The following is a 16,498-nucleotide window of genomic DNA, read 5'->3' on the forward strand; positions in this document are numbered from 1 at the left end:
ACCTATTCCAATGGAGCCTTGATGGTGGAACGCTTTTCAAGCCATTCCGGCACGGGCAGGTTCTTGGAACGCATGAACGCAGGATTGAACAGCTTGGACCGATAGCGCGAGCCATGGTCGCACAGGATGGTCACGATGGTGTGGCCGGGCCCGAGTTCCCGAGCCATGCGGATGGCACCGGCAATGTTGATGCCGGTCGACAAGCCCACGCACAGCCCTTCTTCCTGCAACAGATCATAAACCAACGGCACCGCTTCTTCATCAGGGATCTGATAGGCAAGGTCGACCGGCGCGCCCTCGATATTCTTGGTGACCCGGTTCTGGCCGATGCCCTCCGACATCGACGAACCGGAGAATTTCAGCTCGCCATCGGTAAACCAGGAATACATGGCGGCCCCCATCGGATCAGCCACGCCGATCTTGATGGCAGGATTGGCCGCCTTCAGGGCGATGCCGACGCCGGCCAGCGTGCCACCCGAACCGATCGAACAGATGAAGCCGTCGAGCTTGCCGTCGGTCTGCTCCAGGATTTCCGGCGCCGTGGTCTCGATATGGGCCTGGCGGTTGGCGACATTGTCGAACTGGTTGGCCCAGACCGCGCCGCCCGGTTCGGTTTTCGCCAGTTCGGCTGCCAGCCGGCCCGAGACCTTCACGTAATTGTTGGGATTGGCATAGGGAACCGCCGGTACTTCCACCAGTTCGGCTCCCGCCAGGCGCAGCATGTCCTTCTTTTCCTGGCTCTGGGTCTCGGGAATCACGATCACCGTGCGAAAGCCCATGGCATCGGCGACCAGCGCCAGGCCGATACCCGTATTGCCGGCCGTGCCTTCGACGATGGTGCCGCCGGGCTTCAGCGCGCCGCGCGCCACCGCATCCTTGATGATGAAGAGCGCCGCCCGATCCTTTACCGACTGGCCCGGATTCATGAACTCGGCCTTGCCCAGAATGGTGCAGCCCGTCAGCTCGGACGCGCGATTGAGGCGAATGAGGGGGGTATTGCCGATGGCATCGACGAGACCGGTACGGAAAGCCATGTGTGATCGTCTGCTGATTGGAGGGGATGCGACCCTAACCCGACTTTTCTGATCGGCATAGGGGAGAGGCATGCCGACGACGGGTTTTCCAAGCCGCGGTGCCATGATAGCTCTCGCCCCGGCAGGCGGGCCCGTCATCACCGACCCGCCTCATCGATCATCGCCAGAGCAAAGCGCGTTTAGACGGAAACGCTATTTTGCTCTAACTCTTTGGTTCGACGCGTCTTTGCAATTCTTGGCGATTCCGCCAAGTCACAACACGCTATAGGAAGCCGCCATGTCGAAGGTGACCCGCGCCACCCAGATGCTCACCAAGACAGGCGTCGCCTTTTCCGTCCACAGCTACGACTATGATCCCGATGCCGACAGCATCGGCCTGCAGGCTGCCGACGCCCTTGGCGAACCGCCCAGCCGGGTGCTCAAGACCTTGATGGCGCTGGTTGACGGCAAGCCCGTCTGCGTCATCGTGCCGTCCGACCACGAGGTCTCCATGAAGAAGCTGGCGGCGGCCTTCAATGGCAAGTCGGCGCAGATGATGAAGCCGGCCGATGCAGAGCGCAGCAGCGGATACAAGGTCGGCGGCATCAGCCCCTTCGGCCAGATGCGCAAAGTGCGAACCGCCATCGAGGAAACCGCGCTCGGTGCCGACTATGTCTATGTCAATGGGGGCCAGCGGGGGCTGCAGATCCGGCTCGCTCCGCATGACGCCAAGACTGTCCTCGAAGCGACCGCTGCCGCCTTGGTCGCAGCCTGATCCTCTCGCGCGAGATGGAGGGCCTCTCATGTCGATAGCTCGCTCCAGCGAAGGCAGCTCGGCCGATCGTCAGGGCTGTCGCCGAGCCGCATGAGATTTAATCGTCAACCGAGCCCTTCGACGGGATCAGCCGCCCTCGACTTCGGCTTTGGCGGTTCGGACGTCCCATCCAGCCATGGCGACGTCCGCCACCGCCTCCAGCTCTGCGCAGCTCACCCCATCGCGGGCCAGGATCGACATGCCGTTCTGAACGGTCTGCACGAAGCGGGCGAGCGCGTGAAGATCGGTTGATACCGGGATTTCACCATCCGCCACCGCCCGGCTGAAGCGGGTCAATAGCCGTTCGAGCGTGACGGCCCGCGCGGACCTGACCAGCTCCCCGAGTTCCGCATGACCTTCGCTGCCGACCGAGGACAGAGTCACCATGCAACCGCGAGGGATATCCGCGACGCAACCGGTCAGTGCCGCGGCCGAGTCCGCGAGGATGGACCGGACAGCATCGCGGGCGGTCGCAGCCGACTGAAACCCCGCCCAAACATAACTCTCGTTGGTCTCGGCATAGTGACGCAGCGCTTCGGCATAAAGCGCTTCCTTGGACTGGAAAGCGGCGTAGAGGCTGGGAGCGCCGATACCCATCGCCTGCGTCAGATCGGCGATGGAGGTCGCTTCGAACCCCTTGCACCAGAACAGCCGGGTCGCTTGCTCCAGCGCTGCGGTCCGATCGAACGCACGCGGTCGCCCGCGCACAGGCCCCGTTGCAACGCCGGTCTCGGGCTTCGGTTCAGAATTTTGCATCGATCGCTATATAATCATATTGACCCGCAGCGACAACACTTTTAGCCTTTCTGTATCGATCACTAGAAAAAGGCTGAGGCCATGACGGAACTGTCTGGAAAGCGCTCGCTCGTAACGGGTGGGTCGCGCGGCATCGGTGCTGCGATTGCAATCGCTCTCGCGGAGAAGGGGGCGGATGTCGCCATCACCTACGAAAAGGCCGCCGATCGGGCCGCCGAGGTCGTTCGGGAAATCGAAGGGAAGGGGCGCAAGGCCGTTGCGATTCAGGCAGACAGCGCCGATCCGAGGGCGGTCAAGCGCTCCGTCGATGAAGCGGCAAGGGTGTTGGGCGGCCTCGACATCCTCGTCAACAACGCCGCGATTGCCCTTTATGCATCCACGGCCGAGATCAGCGTCGAGTCGATCGATGCGATGCTCAAGGTCAATGTGCGTGGACCTGTGCTCGCGGCGCAAGCCGCCATTCCGCATCTCGGAGCGGGCGGACGCATCGTTACGATCGGGTCCGCCGGTGCCGAACGCATCGTCGGGCATCCCGGCACCTTCTACTACATGACCAAGTCTGCTTTACACTCGTTCACGCGCGGCCTTGCCCAAGAGCTCGGGCCGCGCGATGTCACGGTCAATCTGGTCCAGCCAGGCTCGACCGATACCGACATGAACCCATCCAATGGTGAATCGTCCGATTTCCAGCGTAGCCTGAGCCCGCTTGGACGCTACGGTGCGCCGCAGGACGTCGCCGCTGCCGTCGCCTTTCTGGCAAGCCCTTCGGCGCGACACGTCACAGGCGCCATTCTGACAGTGGACGGAGGACAAACGACCTGAAGCGGGCTTGATCCTCTCCGCCGGAGACCGGCCGGTGGCCGGTTTCCGCCACTCCGCGACCGGATGGGAGGTCATGCGGGGATTTCCCGCCAAACATCCATATCGCACGCGCTGCGCGATTGGGGTGTTCAGCCGTTACATGGTGTAGGAGAAGGAGAATGGCTCCGCGAGCAGGACTCGAACCTGCGACCCAGCGATTAACAGTCGCTTGCTCTACCGGCTGAGCTATCGCGGAACAGAGGGTGTCCCCCGGTGGAGCGGGTGTATAGCTCCAAGAAACTCACTTGCCAAGGCCTATCCTGCCCTGATTGCATCTTCTTTTCGGATTAATATCTAAGGGTAAGGGAACACAACCGGATCAAAGGTCCGGTTTTGACCGTCTGGAGGGCTTTTTGGCACCCAACGAACAGATCAATCGTCCAAAGGTGAAACTCGCCGGACGACATTTTCATCTGCCGGCCTCGCGAAGCCTGCGAGTGATTCTGGGTGTTCTGCTGGTGATCGGCGGTTTTCTGGGCTTCCTGCCGATTCTGGGCTTCTGGATGATTCCGCTCGGCCTGCTGATTCTGTCGATCGATATTGCGCTGGTACGGCGTCACCGCCGCAAGCTCGCGGTCTGGTGGGGGCGCCGGCGTCAGCCACGCCCGGTGGAGGATCGCTGATTCCGTCAGCGCTTCAGGCGTGGCCGGCTACCACGCGCGTTTCCTCGACAACAACCAGGTGATTGACGACCCGTTGAAGTTCCTTGAGCGCAACCAGCCGATCTCGGCGGGAAATCTGCTCGAGGTCTTCATTCCCTTCGACGGCACAAGCGCGGGCAAGGAAATCGGCCAGCTTGATCTGACCGAGGAAGAGTTCGAAGGCAAACACTTCCAGATAGAGAGCATAGGGCTGATCCGGCGCCGCATGGCAAGGGCAGATCTTGATCTCCAGCTCGCTCGCCTCGAGCACATCGAGATCGCTCCGTGTCGGCACACCCGGCTTGTCGCGGTTGCGCGTCAGCCATTCCCGCTGACGGTCGACTTCGTTGGGAGCTCGATCCCGACCGAGCGGATAGTAGCTGTCATTGGCATCCGTCATGCACCGTGTTCCCTTGGCTGGCCGCGCCGGTCGAATCAAACGGCGGCCGGCCGGAAGGCCGACGGTCGCGATCAATGGACCGGCTTGCGTTAACAGACTCTCATCCAAGGTCCCCGAACGGCATGCCGTCCATGGAATCATGGCGCGCCAGCTGGTGTTTGGCATGACGCAGAGCCGAAATGGCGGTATCATGCTGCATCAGGCTTGCGAGAGCTCTTACCTGCCACCACAGAAGCAGGCTGCCGCCGTTTCGTCTCTCTCGCTTGAGGGGCCTGGCTATCACGCGCCGATCACGAGCGTGGTCGCCTAATGATAAAAAAGGGGGAGGTATCCGATGGTGGATGACTTCAGCACGCTGCAACAAAAGGCGCAGGCGCTACAGGTCGAAATCGAGAGCCTGTATGCTTTGCTGGGGGCGATGGCCCGGGCTCTCGAAGAAACCGACCAGGATTTCAAGCAGCGTGTGGCCCAGTCGGCGGGGGCGGCCATTCGGGCCCAGATGGTCGACGACGATACGCAGGTGATGCGCAACCATTGCCTCCATTTCATCGCGAGCACACTGAAAGTACCGCTGTACTGCGTCATTCGCTGAAGACCGGAAGCTCTCCCTCTTCGGGCTCGGCAATTCTGTCGATTGAATGTGGCAACGGAAATCCCCCTCGTAGCGCAGGCGCCAGGAGAATCACGATAGGCTACGCCGAGATCGGCCCGTGTCCTTGCCTGGCAGCCATCGCTTGCAAGCCCCGGCAGGCGACGTTTGCCTTCCGCTCGCAAGAATTGTTTCGTCAGCTTCCGGCAAGACGCGACAGGGCAAGGGACGCAGCTATGGCCCTTGATATTCGCAGTCGTTTCAGGCTGCCTGAACTGCGCCAAGCCGCGAGGGAGAATTCGTCGCCATGGCTCCTCCGGCCGATCATTCAGGCGGCATTCAGTCTACTCCCACTACTTTTGCGCGAAGAGTAGCAGGGAGATACCCTATGTCCCGATCGGTCCTCGTCGGCGTCTTGGCAGGTGCTGGTATTGCCTTTTCATCGGCAGCCAGTGCTTCAGTATCGGCGCCTTTGGCCACCCCGAATGTCTCGTCGGCCCTGCAGGTCCAATATTATCCACCTTGCCCGCCCGGCTATAAGGTCACCGGCCATGGCGTCTGCAAGCCGAGCCACTACCTCAAGAGACACCCGGGTCAGGATCCCTATAGCGAGAACTATCAGCGCACGCGCCGGTATTACCGTTATGACGATGATCAGCCGGGCTACGACCGCCGCTATCAGCGCCCCTATTACTACAACAATGGCGATGACGAAGGCGACGGTGACGACTGATCACCGTTCCTTGCGATCTGCCTTGGGCATCACGCTCCCAGCTAGGCCGTCTTGAGAGCCGCCCAAATCGCCACATGATGGCGCGATGGCCTGGGAATGGCACGGCCAAGCCTGCGTGAATTCTCGATCCAGGCCTGGATTGCGTCCTGCGCCTTGGCGACCGCGCCTTCAGGGGTCTCGCCATTGCTCATGCAGCCGGGAAGATCAGGGACTATTGCGGCAAAGCCGCCTCCATCCGCAACGGACCGCGGCTCGACCAGAATTGGGTATTCCAGATCGCCCATGTCGCCCCCACCAGTGCACCATATCGCGCGTAGGCGTCATTTGGATGTCAGCAGGTGCAGCATTGCTCGCCACCGCGTCCCTGCGACGAGGGTGGATCGCGAATCGATCCGGCTCTTGCCGCCCCGGGCGCCGAAAACAGTCGCCCTCGCACAGACTGCGTCGCACTGTCATTGAGGGGTAAGCCCCATAGCCAAATTGCCGGGCGTCTGGGTGCGTCTTAGGCTTCAGACGCTCTCAGCCGGGGCCCCGGCTGATCGAGCAGGGAGGCTCGGAAGGCGATCCTGCAAATCTGCCCTCCGGGCCTCCTGTTTTCTTCCACGACGAAGGAGCCAGCCCATCTCGGGAAAATCTCGCGCCGCAAGGAAGAAAGGGAAGCGGGCGAGAATCGCCCGAACCACGAACATCGTGCCGAACTGGTGCAAGGCGCAATCGAACAACGGACACATCCATTCCGCCGTCATTATTGCCAGCGGCCCGGACAGGGCGTTCCGATGTATCAGGAAAAGTGGAGGCCACGCCCGGAATCGAACCGGGGTGCAAGGATTTGCAGTCCTCTGCGTAACCACTCCGCCACGTGGCCATCCATTGTCGCGCTGTGCAGGACAAAGCGGAGGCAGGCGCTATAACAAGCAAGCCTCACGCGTTCAACCGGTTTTCTCGACCGAAGCAATATTTCCGTGAATGCGGATTGCAGGCTGTAAAACTGAAGCCTCCCATCTCGCTGCAAGGCCAGCCTTCTTGCCTTTTGCGAGGCCATGCCGCAAACAACGCTGTGACAAACAGAGATATCGAGCGATGACCGACTTCATCCAAGCGCGCCGCACCATGGTGGATTGCCAGATTCGCACCAATGACGTGACCGAGGCGCGCGTCGTGGATGCCTTCCTTACCGTTCCCCGCGAGACTTTCGTGCCGGCCTCCAAGCAGCCCTTGGCTTATCTCGATGCCGATCTGGCAGTGGGCGGCGAGGCCGGCCAGCGCTATCTCATTCAGCCGATGTATCTGGCCAAGCTCATCCAGGCCGCCGGCATCAAATCCACCGACACCGTGCTCGATATCGGCACGGCGACGGGCTATTCGTCCGCGATTCTCGCAGAACTCGCCGAGAAAGTGGTGGCACTGGAGAGTGATGAGGGGCTTGCCGCTTCGGCGAAGACTGCGCTGGCATCCTACCCCAATGTGACGGTAGTGGCCGGCCCGCTCGAGCAGGGAGTGGCCGGTTCCGGACCTTATGACGTGATCCTGATCGAAGGCGCCGCCGAAGACATTCCGCCCGCCTTGTTCGCCTCGCTCAAGGAGGGCGGTCGCCTCATCGCCGTGGTCGGCCATGGCCGTCCCGGACGCGCCACCGTCTTCGTCAAGGTCGGATCGGATCATACCGGACGCATCGCCTTCGACGCCTCCGTGCCGGCCCTGGCAGCCTTCGCCAAGGCGCCCGCCTTTTCATTCTGACTATCAAAACAGCATCTTAGGAGAAAATTAACCAGCAATTAACCGAACCCGGGGTTCACTGTCTCTTTTTTGCTTCAACCTCGGATTTATCTCTGGGCAGCCGAAATCAGTTGTTGGTGAAAGCTGCCCGACAGGCTATTTTTTTAAAAAATATGGCGGTTTGTCTGCCTCTTTTGATTTGGGTCGGGTCGAGTCATGAAAACTGTAAGCGTATTTTCGTTATTGGCTGCAAGTGCTTCGCTTGTTTTCTTCATGGGCGGAGCACAAGCTCAATCGCTGCAATCAGCCCTTGCGCAAGCCTATGCGGCCAACCCCACCTTGAATGCCCAACGTGCCGGCACCCGGGCCAATGACGAAACGGTCTCGCAGGCGCTCAGTGGTTACAGGCCGAGCGTTTCGGCTTCGGCGAGCATCAGCGCCGAACGGGATTTCACCAAGTCTCTGCAGGGGAGACGGTCCAACGACACCCGATTTCCGCGCGGCGCCGACATCACGATACAGCAGAATCTGTTCAACGGTTTCCAGACCGCGAATTCGGTGCGTGCCGCCGAATCGGGCGTGCTCAGCCAGCGCGAGACGTTGCGTGACACCGAGCAGTCGGTACTCCTTCAAGGGGTGACGGCCTATATGAATGTGTTGCGCGACGCGGCCCTGCTCAATCTGCAGAAGAACAATGTCGAAGTGCTCGAGGAGCAGCTCAAACAGACCAAGGATCGTTTCAATGTCGGCGAAGTGACGCGTACCGACGTCGAGCAGGCAAATTCCAGTTTGGCGAGCGCGCAGTCCCAGCGGGTCGCCGCCGATGCACAGCTCAAATCGTCGGTCGCCGTCTACCGGCAGATCATCGGCTCCCAGCCCAAGAAGCTGCAGCCGGTCAAGGTGCCGCGCTCGCTGCCGAGGAACCAGAACGCCGCAATCCAGGCAGGGCTTGCCAACCATCCTGGCATCACGGCCGCGCTTCATGCTGTCGACCAGGCCGCCATGCAGGTGAAGGTCGCCGAGGGTGCACTCTATCCCAGCTTGAACGCCCAGGGCACGATCTCACATAATTATGAGCCCTCCGGCGCGAAGATGGCCACTTCGGCCGCGATCGGCGCCTTCCTCACCGTGCCGATCTATTCGGGCGGCGGTGACTATTCCAAGATCCGCCAGGCCAAGGAGCTGCTCGGCCAGGCGCGCATCCAGGTCGACGTCAATCGTGAATTGGTACGCTCCAACGTCATCCAGGCCTGGGGCTCCCTGGACGGCGCCCGCGGTGAAATCCAAGCCTTCCAGGCCGCCGTCAATGCGCAGGGCGTGGCCCTCGCCGGCGTGCGCGAGGAAGCCAAAGTCGGCCAGCGCACCACCTTCGACGTGCTGCAGCAGCAGCAATTGCTCTTGCAGGCGCGGGCCAGCCTGATCCAGGCGCAGCGCGATCAGATCGTGGCGGCCTATACCGTGCTGTCGACCGTCGGCAAGCTCAACGCCTCGGCGCTCGGCCTCAAGGTTGCCCGTTACAACCCCACCACGCATTACGATCAGGTGCGTGACAAGTGGATCGGCACCGACATTCCGGATGGGCGCTAAGCGGCGCCTGCCCACAGGAAGATGACAGCAGCGCCCTCCGCATCCTTGCGATCGGAGGGCGTTCTTGCTTGAAGTGCCGCCAAAGCGTTTCGCGCTTGGATGGAATCGTCGAGAATCGCCAAGACAGCTCGAAACGATGAGCCGGCGCCAAGCGCGCTTCGAAGACATTGCATTTTGCTCCAGCGCGCCATGGGGGCAGGGCGCGCTCGATGTGGAAGGAGTCGCCCGATGTCGTCACCTACGCGGGCAGATCCGCCTCGTACCCTCAAGGAACCCTCGATGGACGAGATTCTCACTTCCATTCGGCGCATCATCTCCGACGATCCACCGGCAAAGCCTGGACGCCGTTCCACCCCGGAGGCTTCTTCGCTGGCTGACCTGCCAGGTCCGGCCGCTCTCCCCCGGGAAGAACCGGCTTCACCCTCCAGCCCGGCCAGTCCGGAGCGGGGCGCCGGCGGCCTGCTCTCGGCGGAGCCTCAATCCGAGGCGGCTTCCGCCTTCGCCTCCCTCAATCACACGGTATTTTCCAAGAACGCGCGAACGATCGAAGATGTCGTGCAGGAGATGCTGAGACCCATGCTGCAGACCTGGCTCGATGCCCATCTGCCGTCTCTGGTCGAGCGCCTGGTCCGCCAGGAGATCGAGCGCATTTCCGGACGGTCGTGACGGGCTGAGGCTCTCTGTCACAAACCGTCAGGCATTTTGATTTCTCAGCGCATTCACGAAGCCCTAAATCCCTCCCGTCTAGAGTTCGTCTCGAATCGGTGAAGGGTAGGGCGTATGTGTGGCATTGTCGGTATTCTGGGTAGGGAAGCGGTTGCGCTACCCTTGGTGGACGCCCTGCGGCGCTTGGAATATCGCGGCTACGACTCTGCCGGTATCGCCACGCTGGAAGACGGAGCCATTACGCGCCGTCGCGCCGAAGGCAAGCTGCGCAATCTCGAAGGCAAGCTTGATCGCGATCCGCTCGCCGGCATGATCGGTATCGGGCATACGCGGTGGGCAACCCATGGCAGGCCGACCGAAGAGAACGCGCACCCGCACGCCACGGCCCGAGTCGCGGTGGTCCACAACGGCATCATCGAGAATTTCCGTGAGCTGCGCGAGGAACTGAGCGCCGAGGGCGCCCGCTTCCGGAGCGAGACCGATACGGAGGTGGTGGCCCATCTCGTCAATCGCGAGCTCGATCGTGGCCTGCCGCCGATCGAGGCAGTGCATGCCAGCCTCAGGCGCCTGCGCGGCGCGTTCTCGCTGGGCTTTCTCTTTGCCGGCCAGGACGACCTCCTCATCGGCGCGCGCCTGGGCTCTCCGCTGGCGATCGGTTATGGCGAGGGCGAGATGTTCCTCGGCTCGGATGCCATTGCGCTGGCTCCCTTCACCAACACCATCGCCTATCTCGAAGACGGCGACAGCGTTGCCTTGACGCGTGGCTCGGCGACCATCTTCGATGCCTCCTTCAAGCGCGTTCACCGCCCGATCCAGAAATCGCAGGCCTCGGCCACTATCGTCGACAAGGGCAACCACCGGCATTTCATGGCCAAGGAAATCCATGAACAGCCGGAAGTGGTTTCCCATACGCTGGCCTCCTTCATCGACATGGTCGGCGAGACGATCCGACTGCCTGAGAATCTGCCTTTCGATTGGGCGGCGCTCAGCCGCGTCACCATATCGGCCTGCGGTACGGCATCTTTCGCCGGCATGATCGCCAAATACTGGTTCGAGCGTTACGCCCGTCTGCCGGTCGAAGTCGATATAGCCTCCGAGTTCCGCTACCGCGAAGCGCCCCTCGACAAGGGCGGCCTATCGATCTTCGTGTCTCAATCTGGCGAGACGGCCGATACGCTCGCGGCCTTGCGCTACTGCAAAGAACAGGGCCAGCACACGCTCGCCATCGTCAACGTGCCAACCTCGACCATCGCGCGCGAGGCCTCGGTGATGGTGCGCACTTTGGCCGGCCCGGAGATCGGGGTCGCTTCGACCAAGGCCTTCACCTGCCAGCTCGCAGCCCTGGCGGGACTCGCGATCGGTGCCGGTAAGGCACGCGGTGTGCTGTCGGCAGAGGAAGAAAGCGAACTCGTGCACGCTTTGATCGAGGCGCCGCGCCTGATGGCCGAGGCGCTCCGGCTCGAGCACGAGATCGAGACGTTTTCCAGGGACCTCGCCAAGGCCAAGGACGTCCTCTATCTCGGCCGCGGCACCAGCTTTCCTCTCTCCCTGGAAGGCGCGCTGAAGCTCAAGGAAATCAGCTACATACACGCGGAAGGTTATGCAGCGGGCGAACTCAAGCATGGCCCGATTGCCCTGATCGACGAGACCATGCCGGTAGTGGTGATCGCGCCCTTCGACACGATCTTCGAAAAGACCGTCTCGAATATGCAGGAAGTCGCCGCGCGCGGCGGCCGCATCATTCTGATGACCGATGAGGCGGGGGCGGCGGCGGCCGCGATGACGACGCTGAAGACGATCATCCTGCCATCGATGCCCACGATCCTGACGCCGCTGGTCTACTCCATTCCGATTCAACTTCTCGCCTATCACACTGCTGTGATCATCGGCACCGACGTCGACCAGCCGCGTAATCTGGCCAAGAGCGTCACCGTCGAGTAGGAATACTCGTGGGCGCCGCCCGATTGGACCGGTTGCACAAATTTGCATCGACAGGCGGTGACAAGGGCGTGCTAGAAGCGTGACATGGTACGAGATACGCCTCCCCACACGGTGACACCTTCCGGTCCGCCTCAACGGGTCAGCAGGTTTGGCGGTTTGCACAGCTACTTTCTCACCGGCCTGGTGGTCACCGGGCCGGTCGCGATCACGCTATACCTGATCTGGACCTTCATTCAGTGGGTCGACGGCTGGGTCAAGCCGTTCATTCCCGTGCGTTACCTGCCTGAGACCTACCTCCCTTTTCAGATCCCGGGCTTCGGCCTGGTCGTGGCGATCATCGGCCTTACCCTGATCGGCTTCTTCACCGCCAATCTGGTGGGCCGTACCCTGGTGCGCCTCGGCGAGAAGCTGCTCGACCGCACGCCGGTGGTGCGTGGCATCTACAAGGCTCTCAAGCAAGTGTTCTCGACGATCTTCTCGCAATCCGGAACCTCGTTCCGGAAAGTGGGGCTGGTCGAGTTCCCCCAGGGGGCTTGGTCGATCGTCTTCATTTCCGCCGAACCGAGCCCGGTGGTGGAGGAGAGGCTACCCGGCGGCAATGGCGAAGCCTGGGTTTCGGTGTTCATGCCCTGCGCGCCCAACCCGACGACAGGATTCTTCTTCCTGCTGCCGAAGGCCAAGGTGATCGAATTGCCCATCAGCGTCGAGCAGGCCACCAAGCTGGTGATCTCAGCCGGCCTGATCCAGCCCGAGACATTGACCGTCTCAGAAGAATTACGGCCAAGCTGAGCTTGCTGCCACCCTTGCTTCAGGGCTCGATCAGGGCATTGTTCCAGGCCGTGTCGAGCATGGCCGTAAGGTGTTCCTGGGCGCAGGCTGCGATATCGGCCTCATCGCGGACACGCTGGCCGTTGCGTTGGAAATGGAGAGTATCCTCGGCCGCCTTTGCCTTGAGGTGATCGAGCAACTGCCTGCGGGTCAGAGAGCCGTCCATCACCGGCACGACATGCTGCGCCACCACGCCGAGATCGAAATTCTCGTGGCGCCGGTTCACCGTGCGCGTACGGCCGCTGGCGGCATCCCTGCGCGCGAGCATGGTCGCCCTGGGACGATCGACTTCAGCCGCACCGACTGCCACTGCCTCGGTCGAAGCAATCGTCAGCCCTGAAAGAACCCCCTGGAGAAGGGCGCCGCGAATCTCGCTTTTTTCCTGCGGCGTGAGCTTTTTCTGGTCGGACGCCTCGATATCGGCAACCAGCTGCCGATAGTTCGAGGTTGCCGGACGTCGCGCGGCAATCAACTGATAGGCTTTGCGCACGACCTCCGCCCGCGTGCGGATCTGCCGGCCCATGCGGTTTTCGAAGCAGTAGGGCATGTCAGGCTCGCTTGAGGGAACCTGCGCGATATCGGCAATGAGATGCAGATCCTCGATCCGCTCCGCATCGATATTGCGTTTTGTCGCCGCGGCCCGGGCCGGCGGGATCAATAGCGTCTGGCGGAAGGTGCGCCCGGTCAGGACGTCGATGTAGTTCTCGGTCTCGAGCAGGGTGTTGCCACCCTGCATTCTCAAGGCCTTCGCCGCTTCGGCGCCGAAGTTTTCCGGGACCATCATGTGAACATCGCTCTCGCCGAGATAAGCAAGCTGATGCCGTCCGGCCGCATACATGAAGTCGTGGAACGAGCACGGCGCATTCTCGAGTTCCAGGAACTCATGGGCCAGATAGTCGTCAGAAACCTTTTGCAACTGGGCAACGCCTTCCTTGACCGCAGCCCCATAGGGTCCGGGCGGGGCATGTTCGGCCAGGAACCCCATGAACTCTCGCGCCTTGGAAATGCGCTCGCGCTGATTGCTGGCCTTGCCGACATGCGCCATCAGGGCATCGCGCAGGATCTGCTTGGGTCGCCAGCCCGGCAATACGTTGAAGCTGACATAGGCGATGCCCTGGAATTCGAGATATTTAGAACAGATGTCGAGGATGGCATGACGCACGGGTTCGGGCACCCAGGAATAGACGCCATGACAGAGGATGAAATCGAAGCGGTGGCCGGGATTGTCGAAAAAGGTGATGTCCTGCTGGCGCAATTCGATGTTGGTCAGGCCGATCGCCTCGATCCGCTTGCGGCCGTCGGCGATCTGGATGCCGGAGAGGTCGAGCCCGAGAAAACGCCCCTCGGGATAGGCGGCGGCCAGGGGAATGAGATTGCCGCCGCTGGCGCAGCCGATCTCGAGCACGCGCATCTTGCCGAGCGGCGGCATTTCGAGACCGAACAGCCTGGCCGTGGCGGCGAGCCTTGCCGGATGGGTCTGCGGGAAGGCATGGGAAACATAGGGTATCTCGTCATAGCTCGCCCGGGTCCTGGCCTGGGCTTCGGCGAAGTTGGCCGGATGGGCATCTGATGTCATTGCGATATTCCCCGGGCAGAGGCTGGCATGACCCGTAGAATACACGCCAGTTTCCCTTACGCTATCCTGATCGCAGCAGGCGCACGGCTTCATCGCGCTCGAACAGATAGAGCAGGGTCCGCAGAGCAACGCCGCGAGGGGAGACGAGTTCCGGATCGCGGGCCAGCACCAGCCTGGCATCGTCATTGGCGGGGGCAAGCAGATGGCGATGGCTGTCGAGATCGGCCACCCGGAAGCCCGGCATGCCGGACTGGCGCGTGCCGAGCACGTCGCCTTCGCCGCGCAATTTCAGATCCTCCTCGGCAATGCGGAAGCCATCCTCTGTCTCGCGCATGATCTCAAGCCGTTTGCGGGAAATTTCCCCAAGCGGGCCCTTGTAGAGCAGGAGGCAGGTCGACTTGTCCGAACCGCGCCCGATGCGCCCGCGGAGCTGATGGAGCTGGGCGAGGCCGAAGCGCTCGGCATGCTCCACCACCATCACCGTCGCCTCCGGCACATTGACACCAACTTCGATCACGGTGGTCGAAACCAGGACACGCAGATCGCCCGCCACGAACCGGGCCATCACCTCGTCCTTGGCCGCACCTTTCATCTGGCCATGCAGCAGGCCGACCTTGTCGCCGAAGAGGGAGACGAGGTGGGCATAGCGATCCTCGGCGGCTGCGACATCGAGGGTCTCAGATTCAGCGATGAGGGGACAGACCCAATAGGCCCGTGCGCCGGTCTGCAGCAGGCGCCCCAACCCGTTCACCACCTCGTCGAGCCGTTCCAGCGAGATCAGGCGCGTGTCGACCGGCTTGCGCCCGGCCGGCTTTTCGCGGAGCTGGGAGGAGTCCATGTCGCCGAAATAGGTCAGCACCAGGCTGCGCGGAATTGGCGTGGCCGTCATCACCAGAACGTCGATGCCGGCATTCTTGCGGCTCAAAGCCAGGCGCTGATGCACGCCGAAGCGATGCTGCTCGTCGACGATGGCAAGCCCGAGATCGCGAAACTCGACATCTTCCTGGAACAGGGCATGGGTGCCGACCACGATGTCGATGCTGCCATCCTTCAGCGCGGCCTGCATGCGCGTACGTTCGCGGGCCTTGTCACGCCCGGTGATCAGGCCGACTCGCAAGCCGGCGGCTTCGGCCAGCGGCTGGATGGTAGCCAGGTGCTGGCGGGCTAGGATTTCCGTCGGTGCCATCAACGCCGCCTGCCGGCCGCCTTCCACCATGGTCGCCATGGCAAGCAGGGCTACCACCGTCTTGCCCGAGCCGACATCGCCCTGCAGCAACCGCAGCATCCGGATCGGCGCCGCCATGTCGGCCCGGATGTCGGCCAATGCCGTAACCTGGCTCGCCGTGAGCTTGAAGGGCAGGGCGGCCTCGATCCGGGCCGAGATCACCCCCGTTCCAGTGACGGCAAGGCCGGGCAGGGCCTTGTTGTGGGCGCGCACCATGGCGAGGGCGAGCTGCGAAGCCAGGAGCTCGTCGTAAGCGAGCCTCAGTCGGGGCGCCGAGTCCGGCGCAACGACCTGCGGTGTCTCCGGCGAATGCAGAGCGGCCAGGGCCTCGCGGAAGCCTGGCCAGCGCTGAGCCTTGAGCCAGGCAGGATCCTGCCACTCGGCGAGCTCGGCGGTGCGGGCGAGCGCTTCCTGCGCCGCCTTCTGGATCTGGCGCGGATAGAGCCCTTCCGTCAGCGGATAGACCGGCTCGACCAAAGGCAGTGATTTAAGCCCTTCCTCATCGACGATCCGATCGGGATGCACCATCTGGCGCATACCGTCGAACAGCTCGATCTTGCCGCTCAGCCATCGCCGCTCGCCGACGGGCAGGGCATGCTCGATCCAGCTCGTCTGTGCTGCAAAGAAGACGAGGGTCAGGTCCCCCGTATCGTCATGGACATAAACGCGATAGGGGCCTTTGCCGCCGCTGGCCCGGTGGCGTTCCACCACGACTTCGACCATTACCAATTCGCCGATCGGCGCATCCGCCAATTTGGGGCGGCGGCGGCGATCGAGCACATTGGCCGGCAGGTGGAACAGGGCATCGACGACCCGCGCTCCAACCGGCTCCGCGCCTCCGAGGAGGCGGGTGAGCAGCTTCACCAGCTTCGGCCCGATCCCTGGCAGGGATGAGACGGAAGCGAACAGGGGGGTCAGAATCGCCGGACGCATGAAAGCCTCACCGGCTCTTTTGACCGGGCAGGCGGCAAGAGGCAAGTTTCAGAGGAAGGAAACCGGTCGCATTGCCTCGAAAGAGAACAGGTGGCGGCACCGTGCAATCTTGTGTTTTGGTTTGCTTGGGCGCTCTGCATTTTCCCCTCATCCCCCTGCCGGGACCTTCTCCCGCAAGGGGGATGAGGGGGTATTGCGAGGCAAGGCAAGAAAAACAAA

The 16,498-nt window shown here is 62.3% G+C and carries 16 protein-coding genes and 2 tRNA genes; 10 read left to right on the top strand and 8 right to left on the bottom strand.

Features of this window, described 5'->3' with window-relative positions; all coding sequences use genetic code 11:
* Nucleotides 1–2 precede the first annotated feature (2 nt).
* Nucleotides 3–1,034: a cysteine synthase A gene (locus ABXS05_RS02075; RefSeq protein WP_367622737.1), complete on the bottom strand. Its 1,032-nt coding sequence runs from the start codon at nt 1,032–1,034 to the stop codon at nt 3–5.
* 277 nt (nt 1,035–1,311) lie between these two features.
* On the opposite strand from ABXS05_RS02075, the gene ybaK reads away from it, so the two are divergent.
* Nucleotides 1,312–1,788: a Cys-tRNA(Pro) deacylase gene (ybaK, locus tag ABXS05_RS02080; protein ID WP_367622738.1), complete on the top strand. Its 477-nt coding sequence runs from the start codon at nt 1,312–1,314 to the stop codon at nt 1,786–1,788.
* A gap of 126 nt (nt 1,789–1,914) precedes the next feature.
* On the opposite strand, the gene ABXS05_RS02085 is transcribed toward ybaK, so the two are convergent.
* A complete protein-coding gene (locus tag ABXS05_RS02085; protein WP_367622739.1) occupies nt 1,915–2,583 on the bottom strand; it encodes a TetR/AcrR family transcriptional regulator in 669 nt (222 codons plus the stop codon).
* Nucleotides 2,584–2,664: 81 nt separating this feature from the next.
* Here ABXS05_RS02085 and ABXS05_RS02090 point away from each other — a divergent pair, with 81 nt between their 5' ends.
* The gene (locus ABXS05_RS02090) at nt 2,665–3,405 is read left to right on the top strand and encodes an SDR family NAD(P)-dependent oxidoreductase (protein ID WP_367622740.1); all 741 of its coding nucleotides are present in this window, start codon (nt 2,665–2,667) and stop codon (nt 3,403–3,405) included.
* A 159-nt stretch (nt 3,406–3,564) separates the two neighbouring features.
* On the opposite strand, the gene ABXS05_RS02095 is transcribed toward ABXS05_RS02090, so the two are convergent.
* Nucleotides 3,565–3,640 (bottom strand) — tRNA-Asn (locus ABXS05_RS02095).
* 157 nt (nt 3,641–3,797) lie between these two features.
* On the opposite strand from ABXS05_RS02095, the gene ABXS05_RS02100 reads away from it, so the two are divergent.
* Nucleotides 3,798–4,067, top strand: a complete 270-nt coding sequence (locus ABXS05_RS02100) for a hypothetical protein (protein WP_311936171.1) — start codon at nt 3,798–3,800, stop codon at nt 4,065–4,067.
* Nucleotides 4,068–4,080: 13 nt separating this feature from the next.
* On the opposite strand, the gene ABXS05_RS02105 is transcribed toward ABXS05_RS02100, so the two are convergent.
* Nucleotides 4,081–4,560, bottom strand: a complete 480-nt coding sequence (locus ABXS05_RS02105; RefSeq protein WP_367622741.1) for a hypothetical protein — start codon at nt 4,558–4,560, stop codon at nt 4,081–4,083.
* 259 nt (nt 4,561–4,819) lie between these two features.
* Between ABXS05_RS02105 and ABXS05_RS02110 the strand changes: the two genes are divergently transcribed.
* Together ABXS05_RS02110 and ABXS05_RS02115 are read left to right on the top strand one after the other, a co-directional pair.
* Nucleotides 4,820–5,077: a hypothetical protein gene (locus ABXS05_RS02110; protein WP_311936165.1), complete on the top strand. Its 258-nt coding sequence runs from the start codon at nt 4,820–4,822 to the stop codon at nt 5,075–5,077.
* 385 nt (nt 5,078–5,462) lie between these two features.
* Entirely contained in the window at nt 5,463–5,807 is a 345-nt protein-coding gene (locus ABXS05_RS02115) for a hypothetical protein (protein ID WP_311936163.1), read from the top strand.
* A 41-nt stretch (nt 5,808–5,848) separates the two neighbouring features.
* Here ABXS05_RS02115 and ABXS05_RS02120 read toward each other — a convergent pair whose 3' ends face one another.
* Both ABXS05_RS02120 and ABXS05_RS02125 read right to left on the bottom strand, forming a co-directional pair.
* Complete coding sequence (locus ABXS05_RS02120; protein ID WP_311936160.1) at nt 5,849–6,091, bottom strand: type II toxin-antitoxin system HicB family antitoxin; 243 nt, start codon at nt 6,089–6,091, stop codon at nt 5,849–5,851.
* 507 nt (nt 6,092–6,598) lie between these two features.
* Nucleotides 6,599–6,672 (bottom strand) — tRNA-Cys (locus ABXS05_RS02125).
* 215 nt (nt 6,673–6,887) lie between these two features.
* Here ABXS05_RS02125 and ABXS05_RS02130 point away from each other — a divergent pair.
* The 5 genes from ABXS05_RS02130 to ABXS05_RS02150 all read left to right on the top strand — a co-directional run bounded on the left by ABXS05_RS02130 (nt 6,888) and on the right by ABXS05_RS02150 (nt 12,506).
* Nucleotides 6,888–7,544 carry a protein-L-isoaspartate O-methyltransferase family protein gene (locus ABXS05_RS02130; protein ID WP_311936158.1) on the top strand — a complete coding sequence of 219 codons (657 nt, stop codon included), beginning with the start codon at nt 6,888–6,890 and terminating at the stop codon, nt 7,542–7,544.
* Nucleotides 7,545–7,796: 252 nt separating this feature from the next.
* Nucleotides 7,797–9,110, top strand: coding sequence for a TolC family outer membrane protein (locus tag ABXS05_RS02135; protein ID WP_367622742.1), 1,314 nt, complete (start codon nt 7,797–7,799; stop codon nt 9,108–9,110).
* Nucleotides 9,111–9,338: 228 nt separating this feature from the next.
* Complete coding sequence (locus ABXS05_RS02140; RefSeq protein ID WP_311936153.1) at nt 9,339–9,776, top strand: PopZ family protein; 438 nt, start codon at nt 9,339–9,341, stop codon at nt 9,774–9,776.
* Between the two features lie 114 nt (nt 9,777–9,890).
* Nucleotides 9,891–11,717, top strand: a complete 1,827-nt coding sequence (gene glmS / locus ABXS05_RS02145) for a glutamine--fructose-6-phosphate transaminase (isomerizing) (protein ID WP_311936151.1) — start codon at nt 9,891–9,893, stop codon at nt 11,715–11,717.
* Between the two features lie 156 nt (nt 11,718–11,873).
* A complete protein-coding gene (locus tag ABXS05_RS02150; RefSeq protein ID WP_367622743.1) occupies nt 11,874–12,506 on the top strand; it encodes a DUF502 domain-containing protein in 633 nt (210 codons plus the stop codon).
* A 19-nt stretch (nt 12,507–12,525) separates the two neighbouring features.
* On the opposite strand, the gene ABXS05_RS02155 is transcribed toward ABXS05_RS02150, so the two are convergent.
* Together ABXS05_RS02155 and recG are read right to left on the bottom strand one after the other, a co-directional pair.
* Nucleotides 12,526–14,121, bottom strand: coding sequence for a class I SAM-dependent methyltransferase (locus ABXS05_RS02155; RefSeq protein ID WP_367622744.1), 1,596 nt, complete (start codon nt 14,119–14,121; stop codon nt 12,526–12,528).
* A gap of 61 nt (nt 14,122–14,182) precedes the next feature.
* The gene (gene recG, locus ABXS05_RS02160; protein WP_367622745.1) at nt 14,183–16,279 is read right to left on the bottom strand and encodes an ATP-dependent DNA helicase RecG; all 2,097 of its coding nucleotides are present in this window, start codon (nt 16,277–16,279) and stop codon (nt 14,183–14,185) included.
* Between the last annotated feature and the right edge of the window lie 219 nt (nt 16,280–16,498).

The sequence above is a fragment of the Labrys neptuniae genome, assembly GCF_040797145.1.
Taxonomy (GTDB): domain Bacteria; phylum Pseudomonadota; class Alphaproteobacteria; order Rhizobiales; family Labraceae; genus Labrys; species Labrys neptuniae.